The 15530-nt window shown below is 45.7% G+C and carries 20 protein-coding genes and 3 pseudogenes; 18 read left to right on the top strand and 5 right to left on the bottom strand.

The features are described 5' to 3' along the window. A pseudogene (locus tag BZJ19_RS17000) lies at positions 1-158 on the bottom strand (IS110 family transposase); the annotation flags it as partial. A 90-nt stretch (positions 159-248) separates the two neighbouring features. Here BZJ19_RS17000 and BZJ19_RS09635 point away from each other — a divergent pair. After that, complete coding sequence (locus BZJ19_RS09635; RefSeq protein ID WP_077675470.1) at positions 249-770, top strand: hypothetical protein; 522 nt, start codon at positions 249-251, stop codon at positions 768-770. Positions 771-1002: 232 nt separating this feature from the next. Here BZJ19_RS09635 and BZJ19_RS17355 read toward each other — a convergent pair. Beyond that, positions 1003-1110 (bottom strand): annotated as a pseudogene (locus tag BZJ19_RS17355) (IS110 family transposase); the annotation flags it as partial. Positions 1111-1199: 89 nt separating this feature from the next. Between BZJ19_RS17355 and BZJ19_RS09630 the strand changes: the two are divergent. Continuing rightward, positions 1200-1640 (top strand): GNAT family N-acetyltransferase, encoded by a 441-nt coding sequence (locus BZJ19_RS09630; protein WP_157891175.1) that lies wholly within the window; start codon positions 1200-1202, stop codon positions 1638-1640. Between the two features lie 96 nt (positions 1641-1736). Beyond that, positions 1737-2498: a nucleotidyltransferase domain-containing protein gene (locus tag BZJ19_RS09625; RefSeq protein ID WP_077675477.1), complete on the top strand. Its 762-nt coding sequence runs from the start codon at positions 1737-1739 to the stop codon at positions 2496-2498. Positions 2499-2754: 256 nt separating this feature from the next. Here BZJ19_RS09625 and BZJ19_RS17275 read toward each other — a convergent pair. Next, a pseudogene (locus tag BZJ19_RS17275) lies at positions 2755-2862 on the bottom strand (IS110 family transposase); the annotation flags it as partial. An 88-nt stretch (positions 2863-2950) separates the two neighbouring features. Here BZJ19_RS17275 and BZJ19_RS09620 point away from each other — a divergent pair. The 10 genes from BZJ19_RS09620 to BZJ19_RS09570 all read left to right on the top strand — a co-directional run bounded on the left by BZJ19_RS09620 (position 2951) and on the right by BZJ19_RS09570 (position 9737). Beyond that, positions 2951-3730 (top strand): hypothetical protein, encoded by a 780-nt coding sequence (locus BZJ19_RS09620; RefSeq protein ID WP_077675468.1) that lies wholly within the window; start codon positions 2951-2953, stop codon positions 3728-3730. A 69-nt stretch (positions 3731-3799) separates the two neighbouring features. Next, a complete protein-coding gene (locus BZJ19_RS09615; RefSeq protein WP_077675467.1) occupies positions 3800-4030 on the top strand; it encodes a transposase in 231 nt (76 codons plus the stop codon). A gap of 88 nt (positions 4031-4118) precedes the next feature. Next, positions 4119-4715, top strand: a complete 597-nt coding sequence (locus BZJ19_RS09610) for a hypothetical protein (RefSeq protein ID WP_077675466.1) — start codon at positions 4119-4121, stop codon at positions 4713-4715. Positions 4716-5181: 466 nt separating this feature from the next. Further along, the gene (locus BZJ19_RS09600) at positions 5182-5694 is read left to right on the top strand and encodes a methylated-DNA--[protein]-cysteine S-methyltransferase (RefSeq protein WP_077675464.1); all 513 of its coding nucleotides are present in this window, start codon (positions 5182-5184) and stop codon (positions 5692-5694) included. Positions 5695-5711: 17 nt separating this feature from the next. Continuing rightward, positions 5712-5930, top strand: a complete 219-nt coding sequence (locus tag BZJ19_RS09595; RefSeq protein ID WP_077481137.1) for a DUF6500 family protein — start codon at positions 5712-5714, stop codon at positions 5928-5930. 98 nt (positions 5931-6028) lie between these two features. Continuing rightward, on the top strand, positions 6029-7381 hold the full coding sequence (gene yegD, locus BZJ19_RS09590; RefSeq protein WP_077675463.1) for a molecular chaperone: 1353 nt from the start codon (positions 6029-6031) through the stop codon (positions 7379-7381). Positions 7382-7425: 44 nt separating this feature from the next. Next, complete coding sequence (locus tag BZJ19_RS09585; protein ID WP_077675462.1) at positions 7426-7983, top strand: nucleotidyltransferase domain-containing protein; 558 nt, start codon at positions 7426-7428, stop codon at positions 7981-7983. A 111-nt stretch (positions 7984-8094) separates the two neighbouring features. Continuing rightward, entirely contained in the window at positions 8095-8556 is a 462-nt protein-coding gene (locus BZJ19_RS09580) for a carboxymuconolactone decarboxylase family protein (RefSeq protein ID WP_077675461.1), read from the top strand. Positions 8557-8641: 85 nt separating this feature from the next. Continuing rightward, positions 8642-9325: a helix-turn-helix domain-containing protein gene (locus BZJ19_RS09575; RefSeq protein WP_201249186.1), complete on the top strand. Its 684-nt coding sequence runs from the start codon at positions 8642-8644 to the stop codon at positions 9323-9325. A gap of 40 nt (positions 9326-9365) precedes the next feature. After that, the gene (locus tag BZJ19_RS09570; protein ID WP_077675459.1) at positions 9366-9737 is read left to right on the top strand and encodes an MmcQ/YjbR family DNA-binding protein; all 372 of its coding nucleotides are present in this window, start codon (positions 9366-9368) and stop codon (positions 9735-9737) included. Positions 9738-9820: 83 nt separating this feature from the next. On the opposite strand, the gene BZJ19_RS09565 is transcribed toward BZJ19_RS09570, so the two are convergent. Further along, positions 9821-10204 carry a hypothetical protein gene (locus BZJ19_RS09565; protein ID WP_077675458.1) on the bottom strand — a complete coding sequence of 128 codons (384 nt, stop codon included), beginning with the start codon at positions 10202-10204 and terminating at the stop codon, positions 9821-9823. A gap of 186 nt (positions 10205-10390) precedes the next feature. Here BZJ19_RS09565 and BZJ19_RS09560 point away from each other — a divergent pair, with 186 nt between their 5' ends. The 5 genes from BZJ19_RS09560 to BZJ19_RS09545 all read left to right on the top strand — a co-directional run bounded on the left by BZJ19_RS09560 (position 10391) and on the right by BZJ19_RS09545 (position 13371). Next, on the top strand, positions 10391-10801 hold the full coding sequence (locus BZJ19_RS09560; RefSeq protein WP_077675457.1) for a cytidine deaminase: 411 nt from the start codon (positions 10391-10393) through the stop codon (positions 10799-10801). A gap of 46 nt (positions 10802-10847) precedes the next feature. Next, entirely contained in the window at positions 10848-12095 is a 1248-nt protein-coding gene (locus BZJ19_RS09555) for an MFS transporter (RefSeq protein WP_235608187.1), read from the top strand. Positions 12096-12156: 61 nt separating this feature from the next. Continuing rightward, positions 12157-12243 (top strand): hypothetical protein, encoded by an 87-nt coding sequence (locus tag BZJ19_RS17495; protein ID WP_478006149.1) that lies wholly within the window; start codon positions 12157-12159, stop codon positions 12241-12243. Positions 12244-12264: 21 nt separating this feature from the next. After that, entirely contained in the window at positions 12265-12762 is a 498-nt protein-coding gene (gene def, locus BZJ19_RS09550) for a peptide deformylase (RefSeq protein ID WP_077675456.1), read from the top strand. 36 nt (positions 12763-12798) lie between these two features. Beyond that, positions 12799-13371, top strand: a complete 573-nt coding sequence (locus tag BZJ19_RS09545; protein ID WP_077675455.1) for a DJ-1/PfpI family protein — start codon at positions 12799-12801, stop codon at positions 13369-13371. Positions 13372-13407: 36 nt separating this feature from the next. Here the strand turns inward: BZJ19_RS09545 and BZJ19_RS09540 are convergent, their stop codons facing one another. Further along, a complete protein-coding gene (locus BZJ19_RS09540) occupies positions 13408-15075 on the bottom strand; it encodes a mechanosensitive ion channel family protein (protein WP_420876434.1) in 1668 nt (555 codons plus the stop codon). Between the last annotated feature and the right edge of the window lie 455 nt (positions 15076-15530).

Genomic DNA, 15530 nt, shown 5'->3' with positions numbered 1-15530 from the left:
TCAATGCCTATGCACATCGTAGGCATATTTGCTAATGTAGCCAGTAGCTTAGCGCGTGAAACAGATTTATGGAGAATGACTTTTCCGTGGTCATCCACCGCGTGAAGAGAAAAGTGGTGCTTGGCGAGATCAACGCCACAAAAGAATTGAGTAGACATGGTTACCTCCGGTATTAAAGGCCGCACCTCAGTGTGGCAGATCTTCAAGAGGGGGAATCCATGTCATTCGTTATATCTCAAGGAGGGAAAATGAAACATTTATGGAGCGCTATAGCTACCTTATCTTTGTTAGTAGGATGTCAATCGACACCATCAAATCAAAGCTCTGCTATAGAGTTTGCTGAATCGAAATATAGTGTGTTAATGGTATCTGTAGATGATAGTTTTGAGTTTGAAAAAGGGTACTTTTTTCGTTCCTCTTACGCTATGCAAGACAAGATGACATTAAGCCTGCCTGGTGTTGAAGGGGTGTTTACGGATTTTATTAACCATTGTCACGTTATTAATGGTAAGCCAGGGTTTGTTGATGGGATCACCTTAGTTTGTTCGTCTGATGGAAAAAATCTATATGCAGTAAATTCTTTTCAAGGTTCACGTGATGCTTGGGTTCAGGTTGTAGAACCAAAGGATAAAGTGTTAATTGATAGTGCAAAAATGCTATCTGATTATTCCAGAAACAACTTCACGCATTATGTTGGTCAGGATATAAATAGTACCTATCAGTTATTAGGCACAAGTGCTTTACGAAATAATTTTCCGGAGTACTTTTAGAAATTGAGATATAACACATATGAGCCCTTTTCCGGTCAATAGGCAATAGCATTTTTTGGCTGCGCCAGAAGCCAATGCTCTCGAACAACAAAGTCGTCTACTTCGCTCTGTCATTTCCGCCATTAAGTCATTGCTTACGGCAAAAACATATAGAAGGTCTCTTACTGCGGTCTCACCGCTGCCTGCCAATCATGTGACAGTGCCATTAGACATTACTTCCCGTTCCCACGCAGGAGCGTGAGAACGAGTTATGTAGAATGACTTTTCCGCGGTCATCCACCGCGTGAAGAGAAAAGTGGTACTTGGCGAGATCAATGCCACAAAAGAATTGAGTAGACATGGTTACCTCCGGTATTAAAGGCCGCACCTAAGTGTGGCAGATCTTCAAGAGGGGGAATCCATGTCATTCGTTATGCATAAGGACGAATCGTGCTAATCGAATTTAGAAAAGCCGAGATAACTGATAGAGAATGGGTTTGGGGTCTATTTAAAGATCTACTAAAGCCAAGTATCGAGGCTCAGTGGGGGTGGCAAGAGGCGTTCCAAGAAGAGAGCTTTGGCAAGCACCTCCCGATCACCCAATTTAAAATAATCCAGAATAAGTGTGAACGCGTTGGTGCATTTTATTTGGTCAGAAATGATGATCACATCCACTTAAAAATGCTACTGGTAAAGGCTGAGTTTCAATCAATGGGCATAGGTAAAAAAGTTGTCAATTACACAAAGTCAGCAGCAATTGAGCATGATATGCCAGTTAATTTAGGTGTCATAAAATCAAATCCTGTCGTTGGTTTTTATACTAGTCTAGGATTTAGTGTTTTGGGTGACGAAAATGGTAGTTATAAGTTACAGTGGAACCCAAATGCATAACAAGGCCAGTCAAGGCGACGGCTTTTTCGTTCCGCCTTCGGCTCCACTACAAAGCCGCGCATGCTGGCGGCGTTATATTCAAAGGTAGAAATCAAATTGGACGAGCAAGATAAAGGTCTCGACAAGCAGGGTTATATCCGAAATGTCTACTCATCAAAAAACATACAACCCGAGTTCAAAGCTGTTGTCGATGCTGTCGTTTCTGAGTTGTGTTACCGACTACCTGATCAAGTCGATGGGATATATTTGTATGGTAGTGTGCCAAGAGGAAACGCGATTGTTGGTAGCTCCGATCTAGATGTATCCATCATACTTACAACCCCAATCAGTCAAAAGGAAGAGCAGGTATTTAATGAATTGTCAGCTACCATTCCTAAAGAGTATCCTGAGGTGAGTAAGCTCGATATTGACCCCGGTTACCTCAATATTGTTCTAGAACCAAAAGAAAAATATCATTGGCAATTCTGGTTGAAGCACTGTTGCTGTTGTATTTGGGGGAATGACTTGCCGGCTAGGTTTTCATCGTACAAACCAAGCATTGAAATAGCTCAAGCTCTTAATAGTGATTTGCTAACCTTCTTGGAACAAATGAGCTTCGGGTCTGCTGGTATGAGTGACGCGAATGTTGCTAAGGTTCTTGGTAAGAAGTTACTAAGAGCAGCCTATTATTTCGTCGCAGCTAAAGATTGTAGTTGGTATACAGACCTATCCCAATGTGTTGAAGTTGCTAAAAGGTACTATCCAGTTCAAAGCGATGATCTCGAATTAGCATACCAATATGCTACAGGGAGACTGGTATCTAAAACCGAGGCGATTGAACTATACGAACGGTTAAGTCAAAACATTGTTCCTAGCTAAATGTAAGTACAACTGAACTCATTGAAATTTGAATATAACACATATGAGCCCTTCTCCGGTCAATAGGCAATAGAATTTTTTGGCTGCGTCAGCAGCCAATGCTCTCGAGTAACAAAGTCGTCTACTTCGTTCTGTCATTTGCGCCATTAAGTCATTGCTTACGGCAAACACATATAGAAGGTCTCTTACTGCGGTCTCACCGCTGCCTGCCAATCATATGACAGGGCCATTAGACATTACTTCCCGTTCTCACTCAGGAGCGTGAGAACGAGTTATGGAGAATAACTTTTCCGCGTTCACCCACTGCGTGAAGAGAACAGTGGTACTTGGCGAGATCAACGCCACAAAAGAATTGAGTAGACATGGTTACCTCCGGTATTAAAGGCCGCACCTAAGTGTGGCAGATCTTCAAGAGGGGGAATCCATGTCATTCGTTATGCAGGGAAGACAATATGACAAATACTACTGACGTAAAATTTATATCAAAACTTGAAGAAACTATTAGTAGATCAATTCTGAGCTTTTTCCCGTCAGAGTGGGAAGAGGATACAATTTCGCTGATTCTGTTAAAGAAAATAAGGGAAGCATTTACAAATTATCATGTATTTTATGGGCGTTACGACCCTGAAGGAGTTTTTTGGTCAGCTTACAAATACAAAGGTAAGATAGAATATAAACACGGTGATATTGGTGTTTTAGTTAAGATTATTTATAGGGATGGTAGCCATATTGAAGGTGTTGGCTTCCTAGAGGCAAAGAAACGCTATCCTAGAAAACTGACCTTTGATTCTTTTAGTATTCCGCAGCTTAGAAGAATTAACAAGCTTTCACCATATACAAATGTTTTACTATATGATTATGAAGATATAACTGGCTTTATTGCTAATTCAGCAATTCCGTTAGGAATACTCGAAGAAAAAAACGTTTCCCAGGGGCTTGCTATAAAGGCTGTAACTAATGCACTTGTGGTACAAGCAGGTACAGTATTATCAGATGGAGCGAAAGATCTCACTTTGTATAAGTTTGGTATACCGTTGTCCCACCAGATTGGATTACGATATATACAAGGCCTTGATCTTGATTTTAGAAAAGAGGTCGTTGATTCGGTTAAAGGGTTCAACGAAAAGAGAGGCGTGTGCAACTATGTTCTACAGATAACTGTTTCGCATATAGGTGATGATATACCTGAGTATGATATAAAACTTAACAATAATTACTAWGAAGAAATCTGAGCATAACAAGGCAATGCTACGGGTTTTGGACTTGATCTGTTTTACTGAACACGCATCGACGACCTGCGGATGTCAGTATGCCAGCCGTATAAAACGGGTAAAAAGACAGCGCAATATTCACTAGACTTCAAACTGAAAGCGGTTGAATGGAGCTATGAAACGCATCGAATAGTGAAGTCGGTTGCAGAGGCGCTTGATATCCATCCATTCATGCTATCTAAATGGCGTAAAGCGCACCGAGATGGAGTGTTGGGTATGGTCAAACAAAACAAAGTGAAGCCAGATAAGGTGCAGAGATAGCGGCCATTTACCGTAGAACTGTAAGCTGAATGTGGAGTCAGTTGTATGCTTTTAATATTCAAATAACAAGGAGTTCAATGCTCTCACTATGAAACATGTAGCTATAGCTATTGTTGCTTTATTTTTGGGTGGTTGTGCATCTGGAATAGTCGATCACAGCAATGATGATCTGAATAAGGAAATACTGGAAACCTGCTTTTCTACGAAAAAGCCCGCTTTTATATATGAGGCTCGCTGTGCAGATCTGAATGCAGGTCGCTTTGGAGATAGTACTTTTTGTACAGGGATTCAGGGGTTTGATCCTGAGCCGTATCAAGATGAGTATCATAGGTACCACTATAAATACCCTAAGTCGTGGAGGGAGTATGTTAACTCAAGAGAATCATGGGATAAAATACTGTTTAAAAAACTATTTTTTGAGAGACAGAGAAGTATTGTTGCCCCAATAGAAGTCGGTACAAAAATGAAAATCACCGGTATCTTTGAGTATCCCCGAGGCGAAACTGGGCATGTTCTTATTGTGAGGGCTATATTGACCAGTGGTGAATTTAAGAATACTGAAGTTGAATTACCATCGCCTGGTGGTTTTTCTGATGCTGGACCAGATTGGACGTCACAGTGGTTTTATAGTCCAAATGAAGGTATTAAATTATCTAGCGAATATCTTCAACGATGTGGCAATTAATCAATTAGCAAACAGAAGGAGCTAGCACCGACTCTCGTGTGCTAGCATCTGTAGGTAGGTGGAGTCTAGCTTATGTCACTTTATGACAAACAGAAGCATATAAAGAATCAGGAAGATACAATGTTAGTTGCTTCGGATTCTTGGTTGACAGTTAAATTTTCCCAAGAAGCAGCAAAGTCTTGGAAACGTATTCTCGTACTATTCGTTCTTGCAATTCTATGTTTGTTCGCACCAGCATTGGGTTTGATTATATCAACCATAAATGCATTCTTTTCTTAAGCAACTAGGGAGTCGTGGGTTCAACTGCGAAATGCCCATAAGATACCCACGATTTTTGGTGGTTACAGTGGTTGTAAAAGTGATGGTATGAGAATTTTAGAAACACTTAGAGTAATTAACGTAGAAGTTAAAATAGATAAGACAAGTATCCATGTTGGTAGTGGAAAACTATTTATAAAAGAGCACAATGAACACAATAAATATCCAGTATTATAAACACCCTTATGCCGAATTTATCCTTGGTTCGTATCAAGGTAAGCTTTGCTTGTGTGACTTCCGATATCGCAAGATGAGAAGTGCTGTTGATGAGCGCATTAAACGGATTCTTAACGCTGATTTTGTAGAAAAGAGCGATGATGTTTTAGCGGCTACTCAAGCTCAACTCGAGGAATATTTTTTGGGTGAGCGAAAAACTTTTGACCTTCCTTTACTTTTGGCGGGTACCGATTTTCAACGGTCGGTATGGAGTGCATTAAGCAACATTCAATACGGTGACAGGGTGACGTATCAAGAGCTGGCAGTATCGATTGGTAATGACGCCGCAGTACGTGCGGTTGGCAATGCCAACGGGGCAAATGCGTTGGCGATTATTATTCCTTGCCATAGGGTTATCGGCACCCAAGGGGAGCTTATTGGCTATGGTGGCGGTCTGTCACTGAAAAAGCGCCTTTTAGAATTAGAGCAGAACTTATTTATTTAAGGATAGAGTAGGGGCGTATGAGAGCGGAGCTGAGAGCGAAAATCCTGGCGGTATGTGATCAAAAAATCAAAGCGAAAGGTGAGAATGTCGGTGTGTCATTTTATGCGTTCTTCAAAAACAAAAATGACGATCCAGAGCAGTTGATGGAAGCCGCAACCTGGTGGATACAGACCCATCAATTAGATCATTTTGTTAAGGCAAGAACCATCAAAGAGATGGTGAAAAATAATTTATGACGGCTGCGGAAATTATGACTGGCTTCGTCGCACTGATGTTAGAAATCCCGCGACGGTTGAGGTAGCATTGCCGACTTTTTCTGCGGTGAGAGGCATTTATGTATATCGGCTTTGACTATGGTACAGCCAATTGTTCGGTGGCAAAGATTGAAAACGGTCAGCCGACGCTGTTGCGTCTAGAAGGGGACAGCACGTTTATTCCTTCCTCCCTTGCCGCACCTACGCGCGAATCAGTGTCTGAGTATCTGTTTCGTCATCGGGGCATCAAGCCCCTAGATACGATTGGCGAGCAGATGTTGCGCCGCGCGATCCATGTAAACCGAGAGGAAAGCATTGAACTTGAGGCGGAGGACATGGCGTTTGGTCAAGCGGCGCTCGATCGCTATCTCGATGATCCGCGCGATATGTACTACGTGAAATCGCCTAAATCTTTCCTTGGTGCGTCAGGTTTACGTGATGCCCAATTGCGCTTTTTTGAAGATCTAGTATGCGCAATGATGGACAACATCAAAACGCAAGCCGAACACCAAACCCAACAGAGTATTCATGATGCGGTGATCGGTCGGCCTATCAACTTTCAAGGCCGTGGAGGCGAGACGGCAAACCGCCAAGCAGAGGGTATTTTGCTCAATGCGGCTAAGCGGGCGGGCTTTAAACAGATTGAATTTCAGTTTGAACCGGTCGCTGCCGGTCTGGACTATGAAGCGACGCTGAGCGAAGACCAAATCGTTCTGGTGGTCGATATCGGAGGGGGGACCACAGACTGTTCGTTGATTGAGATGGGGCCATCATGGCGCGGTAGTAGCGATCGCAGTGCAAGTTTGTTAGCGCACAAAGGCCAGCGTATTGGCGGTAATGACCTAGATATTGCATTGGCATTCAAACAAATGATGTTTCCGTTTGGGATGGGTAGCAAAATGGAGTCTGGCATTGAGATGCCGATTACGCAGTTTTCCAACCCTATCGCGATTAACAACGTACAAGCGCAAAACGATTTCTATGCGTTTGAAAATTTAGCGGTGCTCAAAGGGCTGCACAAGCAAGCGCAAGAGCCACATAAACTGACCCGTTTGCTTGAGGTGTATCACGAGTCACTGGGTTACAATATTGTCCGTCGTGCGGAAGAGGCAAAGATTGCGTTGTCGGATCAAGCTGCTTACCGAGCGGGTATTAAGCTGTTCTCCGAGCGCGTGAACGTTGATGTAACGCGCGATAACATGATTGATGCGATTGAGGCGCCCAAACGTAAGATGATCGCCTTAGTTCACGATGTGGTCGCGCAGGCTGGTGTAAAGCCTGACGTGATCTTTATGACAGGCGGCTCGGCGCGTTCACCCTTCTTGCGGGAAGCTGTACAAGCAGAGTTACCGAACATCCCAGTGGTGAGTGGCGACTACTTTGGCTCAGTCACCGCAGGCTTAGCGCGTTGGGCGGAAGTCTGCTTTAAGTAAGCCCAACGGCCGTTGCGGCTCGTTCGAAACATTAAGGAATAACTATGATTCAGGATGAAATAAACGGACAACACTTGCCTTTGCAGCAGGCATTGATTGAATCGGCCTGCGCCGCGTTTGCTTCAGAACAGGATGTGATTGCGGCAGTAATAGTCGGCTCTCTCGCCGCGGGCAAAGGCGATCGCGTGTCCGATGCGGATATTATCGTGTTTACACAGCACGGCTTTCATCGCTCGGCAGCGTCATGTTTTGCGCGCTTTGAGGCCGGAAAAGACATTTTCTATTGCTTGTCCGGTGATCACAATGAACAGGCGATGTTTAAAAAATATATTTTTACGGACCTAACCAGTGCCGAAATCCATTGTTTGGACGTGAGCGAGCCATTTCAGCTCGCGAAGCCCTTTGTCGTTTTATTTGATAAAGCAGACATCGTCCCTGCGCGAGTGACGGATGAGCCAGCCCCTAAGCACGAGAATTTTCCCGTCTATACCAGCGGTGATGAAGGGCTGATTTGGGAGCTGTTTGATTGCATCAAATGRCTGAGCCGTGGAAATAGCTCGTTGGCAAAAGGCTACCTTAAAAAGCTGTCAGCCGCATTGTAACTGACAGAAGCAATACCGTTTTCTACGTTGTTGTTAAGGTGTCGAAAATATTCAATACGGTGAAGGACCAGCACGTTATCTTCTTAGAGTTAATCAAAAAGGAGATAGCCAATGACACTACGTACCAACTACTTTGAACTCGCCCCCAAAGCGATTCAGATTTTGATGAGCCAAGAGGAATACCTTGCTGAGCAATTTCGCTCTTCGTCGACTTTGACTCCTGTGACGTGGGAACTCGTCAAATTGAGGGTGTCAATGATTAACCAATGTGCTTTCTGCGTGGATATGCACAGTAAAGCATTGTTGGAGCATGAAGAAACCGTAGAGCGTATTATGGGTTTAGCTGCATGGCGGGACATGCCTTTTTATTCTTCTACAGAGCGTGTTGCGTTGGAATGGAGTGAACACCTTACCGCAGCGAAACCGGTGGATGACGCACAGTATCAGACGATTGTTCAACACTTGGGTGAACACGCAGTGATAGACTTAACCATTGCCATAAATGCGATCAACAGTTGGAATCGCGTCGCCAAAACATTTAAGCCAGAGGTAGGGAGCTATAAGCCAGGTTAAGTCGAGCCAGCAGGCGTTTCAATTCACCCTGACGCAACCGTCAGGCCCACTGTCTGCATTTGTTCAGGGAATATGGTCGGCATCCGTGCAGCAAGCCGAGTCGATTATTAAACCCTTACATGCGGATGCGGGCAGTGGGATCATGTTTAACCTAAACGGTATGGTTACGCTGGGTCCAGAAACCTTTCCTGAAGGCGTGATTATGTTACCTGTAAACAAAAAAACCGAGATGGCGGTGTTAGCTGGCGGCGCAAGGTTGGCGGGGATCCGTTTTCACCCAGCGATTGGTTATGGCATTTTGGGTAAGCATTATCATAGACTTACCTTACTTAAACCTGAAGATGATCAAGACTATCAACTTTACTCTTTGTTTCATGCGCTCAAAACTCAAGCGAGCAGTAAATGTCATCTTGATACCCTTACAACATGGGCTTCAACCCACCTTGATTTTACTGACATTATTCCCACTAGTTTAGAAAAATCATTAACATATATCTCTCATAGTGACGCAGTAGGCAATGTGAGTGGTCATGTATTGCTTAGCCAGCGCCAAATCGAAAGGCAGTTCAAACTGTGGTTAGGGATGACACCGAAGTATTATCAACGAATCCGTCGGATTAAACGCGCGATGGAGTTTTTAAAAAGGCATCGGCAAGCGAATTTAGCCGACGTTGCTCATCAATTTGGTTTTAGTGACCAAGCCCATATGACACGAGAATTTCAAGCTATTGCCCGTGTTACGCCGTCTTCTCTGACGAAACCCATTTAAATGACGCAACATGGAGTAAGTATGTCAAAAGGAGAACCACATGGATCACTCTACATTTAATCAATACTGCCGCGCGTTTACGGCCGCGACATATGTGGTGCAGTGGGGCAACTCAGACGTCTGGAAAGTGGGTGGGAAAGTCTTCGCCATTGGCACTCGCAGTAAAAGCGGTCAACCGGCGTTTACCTTTAAAACCTCGCCAATGAATTATGCTTTTTTGTGCGATCTTGAAGGTTACGTACCGGCGCCGTACTTTGCTAACCGGGGTATGAAATGGATTCAACAAACCCACACCACCGGAGAGCTTGATGAAGACTTAAAGTACTACGTGGCGCAATCTTATCAGCTTGTTTGTCAGGGCTTGAGCAAATCGAAACGAGCTGAGCTCGGCGTCGATGAAAACAGTCTTTGATAAAGGCGCTGGACAAGCCATTCAGGGTTGGCAAACGCCGGCAATAATAGGAACCCACCTTAGCGAAAACTTCCGTATTTTGATTAGAAATCATGCACCAAGGTGGGTGTGTTGGCGCGAAATAGTTTTGTTAGGACAGACTTATATCGCCAACCCAATGTCAGTAGCCGTTTCGCTAAGCTTTGATTTTGGATGGTGGCGACTTCAATGCCGCGGTAGTGATGCGGATGCGCTTGAATATAATCGATAAACGCCGTCAGTACCCCTTGGCCGCGAACGCTGGGGGCAAATTGTAGCGAAACAATCGATAATCGCTGACTTCCGATCGGACAGTGAACCAGACAATAGCCGAGTGGGTGCTTGATAGCGGTGGAGAGCTCTGGAAAAGCGCGCGTTTGGTGACGTTGGGCTAATCGGTCATAGCCTTGGCATAGGTGGTCAAGTAATTGCCGAGCGTTATCATCCATCGATGTGTCTCTGGAGAGGCCGAAACGTAGCCACCATATTAAAGACTTTATTTTTTCGAAAAACAGAAAGGTCCAAGCCACGTATTTGCCTCTTTTGGGGCACAATAATCGCGCGTAAATGGACCTTATTGCAGGCGCATGAACGCGTGTATATCAAGCAAAGCGGATAGGTTAAAAAGGATTTTTATGCAAGAGGTAGAACAGTCACTTTATGATGCGGCGTTGGCGTTACTGCAAACGCGTTATCCTACGGGGTGGGGAGGCGCTGCTGCCGTCAGGCTAGCATCTGGTGACATTATAACCAGTGTTGCGCCAGATGTGAAAAATGATGCACTATCGCTGTGTATGGAAGTCGGTGCCTATTTAGAAGCACACAAACGCGATGAAGTCGTTACACATTCTTTATGTCTTTGTCGTGAAGACGAACATAGCCAAGTTTTGATACTTAGCCCTTGTGGCGTTTGCCAAGAACGCTTAGTGCATTGGGGCGGCGATGTAGAAGCTGCGATTTCTACGCCAGACAACCAGCTAGTTTTTAAAACTGTGCGCGAGCTCATGCCGCACCATTGGTCGTTAGTGAATGACGAGTTTTTATAAATTTATCAATCACGTACATTATATGCTGATTTTTTAACACGGACGTTTGACGATTACGACAATCAATAAGATTATTTCTGCGGTGGCGATGTATAAAGGATTGCACCGCAATATTTACTACGTTGCACTGGCCCGCATGATCCTCGGGATGGGCAACTTTATTATTCCTTTCCTCGTGTTGTTGTTTACCGATAAGCTCGGCTACTCCGCGTCGCTGGCGGGTTCATTGGCGATGAGTATTACTGGCTTGTACCTGCTGGGGAGTTTTATTGGTGGCAAACTTTCTGACTGGGTAGGCCATAAAAACACCATGGTGGCGGGAGAATGTGTCGGCGCTATCCTACTGCTGGTGTGCGGGTTTGCACCCGATGCCCCAGTGATGGTGCCGGCGTTTTTGTTCGCGGCATACTTCTTTATCGGTGTAGCGTTGCCTGCCAGTAATGCATTGGTGGCAGATTTATCTCATGCAGGTAATCGTGATGCCGTGATGTCACTTAGCTATCTTGCCTATAACTTGGGTTCAGCGATTGGTCCCATCTTAGCGGGCTATTTGTTTTGGCAGCACACTGAGTGGATTTTCTTTGGTAACGGGCTTGCTGTCTTGGTGGGTATCCTTGTGGTTGCCTTTTTGGTCAATGTGACCGAGCAAGCCGTCCCCGAGTCTGACTCTGACCTTGAGCGTGCGGTAGAAGGCAATGTGTGGTCGGTGCTTAAATCACGTCCTTACCTCATTGTGTTCACTTTGTTTTGTGGCATGCTTTGGTTTGCGCTGAACCAAATGACAATGGCTAGCCCGCTTTATTTGAGTCATTTATTTGGCCAAGAAGGGCCCGTGCGTTTTGGTCAGTTGATGACGTATGCGTGCATATTGGTGGTGATCATCACGCCACTATTGCTTCGCGCGACATCTGGACATACTGAGACGATGGCGTTGGCCTATGCAGGACTTTTATTTGTGCTGGGGTATGGTCTTGTGATGTTGGCACCTACGATTCCCGTTCACTTTTTAGCGTGGTTTTTTCTTTCCGCTGGCGAGGTGTTAGTCCTCACCAAAGAGGGCGTGTATCTTGCCAACAACTCACCGGCGAGTCATCGCGGTCGTATTCAAGGAGTACTGATCACGTTGCGTAGCTTATTGCTGATGCCAAGCTTTGTATTGATTGGCTATGTCATCGATACGTTCGGCTATTCGGTGACTTGGTTGCTTGTTATTGCGATGGCTGTGTGTGCCAGCATCGGTATGCTTTTGTTATCGGTGCGGGAGAAAACACGCCTCGCAGCCACGTCGTCATAAGATTGATGGCTTTGTGACTCACGCTGACTCATCATCCATGCGGTTAAGGTAGGTTAAAGGTATATATTATCAGGGCGAGTTTATCACCACCGATATCAGTGCCTGTATGGAGAGTCGCTTTGATAAGTTTATTCCTCATCATCTTTAACCTGTGAAATAGATAGCCCGTATGTTAGAAATCATTACCGCGCCAGATCCAAGGCTGGCCATAAAAGCAGAGCCAGTCACGGATATTACCGCCGTACAGACGTTGATTGATGATATGCTTGAGACGTTGTATGCCACTGACAACGGTATTGGATTGGCTGCCACGCAAGTGGGTCGTAAAGAGGCGATTGTCGTCATCGATATTTCGGAACGCCGGGATGACCCTTTAGTGCTCATTAATCCGGTGGTTGTATCTGGCGTTGACAAAGCCATGGGTCAGGAGGGTTGTTTATCCGTGCCCGGCTATTATGCAGATGTCGAGCGATATACGTCTGTTGTGGTGTCGGCCCTTGATCGTAATGGTCAATCGATCACGATAGAGCGCGATGATTTTCTTGCCATTGTTATGCAGCATGAAATCGACCACTTATCTGGAAACCTTTTTATCGATTATCTCTCGCCATTAAAACGACAAATGGCCTTAAAAAAGGTGAAGAAGTACTTAAAACAGAGCGCTTAGTAGAATCTTCAACTTACATGGACGTAATAACAAACGATGAATATTGGTATTTATGTGTATGAGTACGCAGAGGTGCTTGATTTTGCTGGCCCCTTTGAGGTGTTTAGCACCGCAAAACGTTTGGGAGCGGACAGTTGGCAGGTTGGACTGGTTGCTGAACAAGACACACCTGTGCTAGCGCGCGGCGGCTTGCGTGTCGTGCCGGATTATCATCTCGCCAACAATCCCACGCTGGATGTGCTGCTGGTTGTCGGCGGCGTTCACCATGAGCAAGTTACTAACCCGTCGGTGATCGATTGGGTGAAGCAACAAGATGCGATCACTCAATGTACGGCTTCTGTCTGTACGGGGGCGTTCATACTCGCAGAGGCCGGACTACTCGATGGTCGAAAAGTGATCACACATTGGGAAGATATGGACGACCTCAGCCGTGCCTATCCGCCATTAAGCGTGGTACCAGGTAAGCGCTGGGTGAGGGATGGGAAATATCTTACCTCCGCGGGCATATCTGCGGGTATTGATATGAGTTTGCAGCTGGTGGCTGATCTGCACAGCGAAGATTTAGCCTTGCGCGTAGCAAAGCAAATGGATTACCACTGGCAGCGTTGAGTGCAAACCGACAGGTAAACCATTTGCGGCGCCATGCTAGTGATTTGACCGAGCCTCTGGCGCTGTCGAGACCCAATTCAGATGGACGTCTTGTTGCGGGAATGGAATCGAGATGCCTTCTTCATCAAAGCGCAATTTGACCGTTTTGGTGACATCCCAGTAGACGTCCCAATAATCATCGGTTTTCACCCATGGTCGGACAATAAAATCTACCGAGGAGGTATTCAGAACATGTACTTTGATCATGGGCTCCGGTGTACGAAGTACCGCAGGATGTGATTGGACAATCTCGGTGAGCACGGCTTCTGCTTTAAGTAGGTCATCTTTATAGCCGATACCAAACACCATATCCACCCGCCGAATCCGTTCTCGAGTGACGTTTTTAATCACATCGCCCCAAATTTTGCTGTTCGGCACAATGATAATTTGATTATCAAATGTGCGAATCGTGGTATTCACCAAGCTCATATTGCCTACTTTGCCATCCACGCCACCGGCGTAGACAAAATCACCCACATCGAAAGGGCGGTAGATAAGTAGCATCATCCCCGCAGCAAAGTTTGATAGCGTATCTTGCAGCGCAAAACCGATAATGACCCCAGCGATACCAAAGCCAGTGAGTACCGGAGTAAGATTGACCCCGATCTGGGAGAGACCGATCAAGATCCCAATTACCCACACAGCTTTGCCAGACATCGAGACGAAAAAGTCTTGCATCAACTGCGAAAACTTAAAGTTCTTGTTGGCGACAGTCGATTTCACCACGGAGCGCGTGAGTCTCGCGAGCAGTTTTGCCACCAACAAAATCAGCACAAAAATGATGAGCTGGAAAACCAACTGTGGTGCATTGTCTTCTGCCCAGTTCAGGGCATTTGCGGACCAATGGGAGAGGATCGAATACGCGACATCCACATCCAGAATATCTTGGGTGATGTTGCCGGTCACGCCAAAGAGTTGGCGTTTGTATTCTGCCGTTTCGATCCCTAATTCATCAGCGATTTGATAGGTGCGCTTTAGGCTATCGGTGGCGATCGTGAGGCGTTGTTGCGTATTTAACTGCATCAGCTGCAATGCGGGTTTTTCGGAATCGGGGCTCGATTTGATTTGCTTTTCTTGCGCCGTGTATTGCTGACGCAGATAGTCGATAGATGCCGAAAGAAGTCGTAAACGCTGGTTAAGACGTTGCTCTAAGGTGTTTCGCGCTTCACGTGCGGGTTGATCGAGCTGCTCGAGCCAGCGTATGTTTTCCCAGCTGGCTTCAAAGGTGGTGCTTAAATAATGTTGCAGTTCCGCATACTCATTAATCAATGGTAAGCGTTGTTCTTGGCTGGCTTGAGTGATTTGCTCATTGAGCCTATTAAGACGGGTTGTGATGTATTGATACGCATCTTGGGTATACCGCCGCTGCGCCGTGACCAGTTGAATCAACTGCGGGTTATCTAAGCTTTGCTGATTGATGGCGTCGGCGAGCAGCTCTCGCAGCTCTTCATTTTTGGTAAATAGCTGCAATTGGATTGCATCTTTGTCATCGCCTTTTGCCTGTTCAAGGCTTTCTACAAGGGTCTGAATATATTGTTTGGTGCGCGCTATTTGATGCGCTAATGAGGTGGTGTCGCTCGATGTGACATTTGGTTCGGTGGGCGCCGGCGCTTGGTCGGCATGGGCCAACGGAAGAAACAGAAGGGTGGTCACCAGTACTAACATGACTGTATTCATGCGTTGACGGTGATGCGACAAAGTTTTCATCCAATTCACGTTTGTTTCCTCTTGCCTGTTGGCGATAGTGATGGGCATCGATGGCGGCAATCCAATGCCCAACCGAGCCTTGCCCCTGAGCTTTAATAGCGTAGCGAGTTTAGCCTTAACTGCCTATACCGTCAGCCATTTTTGTGACGCACTGGTTTTTATGATGCGTTAGCTATTGCTTGTGGATCGCGTGTGTCGGTGTCTGCCAACGGGCAATGAGAACGACGGTTTAGTGAACCAGGTGATAACGCTGGCTTTGTCGCATCACAATGCTGGCAGCTAACAACGTGATTATTAGCGCGATCGATAAAGTATTAGCCGGGAAGAACTCTCGCCGTTGGCTAAGGCGCGGAAATGACATCGCTGCGGGCCAACTTGACGCGATTGCTTGAGTGGTAGCGGTTTCGGATACT

Source organism: Salinivibrio proteolyticus (assembly GCF_001996165.1).
GTDB lineage: Bacteria > Pseudomonadota > Gammaproteobacteria > Enterobacterales > Vibrionaceae > Salinivibrio > Salinivibrio proteolyticus.
Note: the sequence above shows the minus strand (reverse complement) of the source record. Positions and strands in the feature narration are given on the sequence as shown.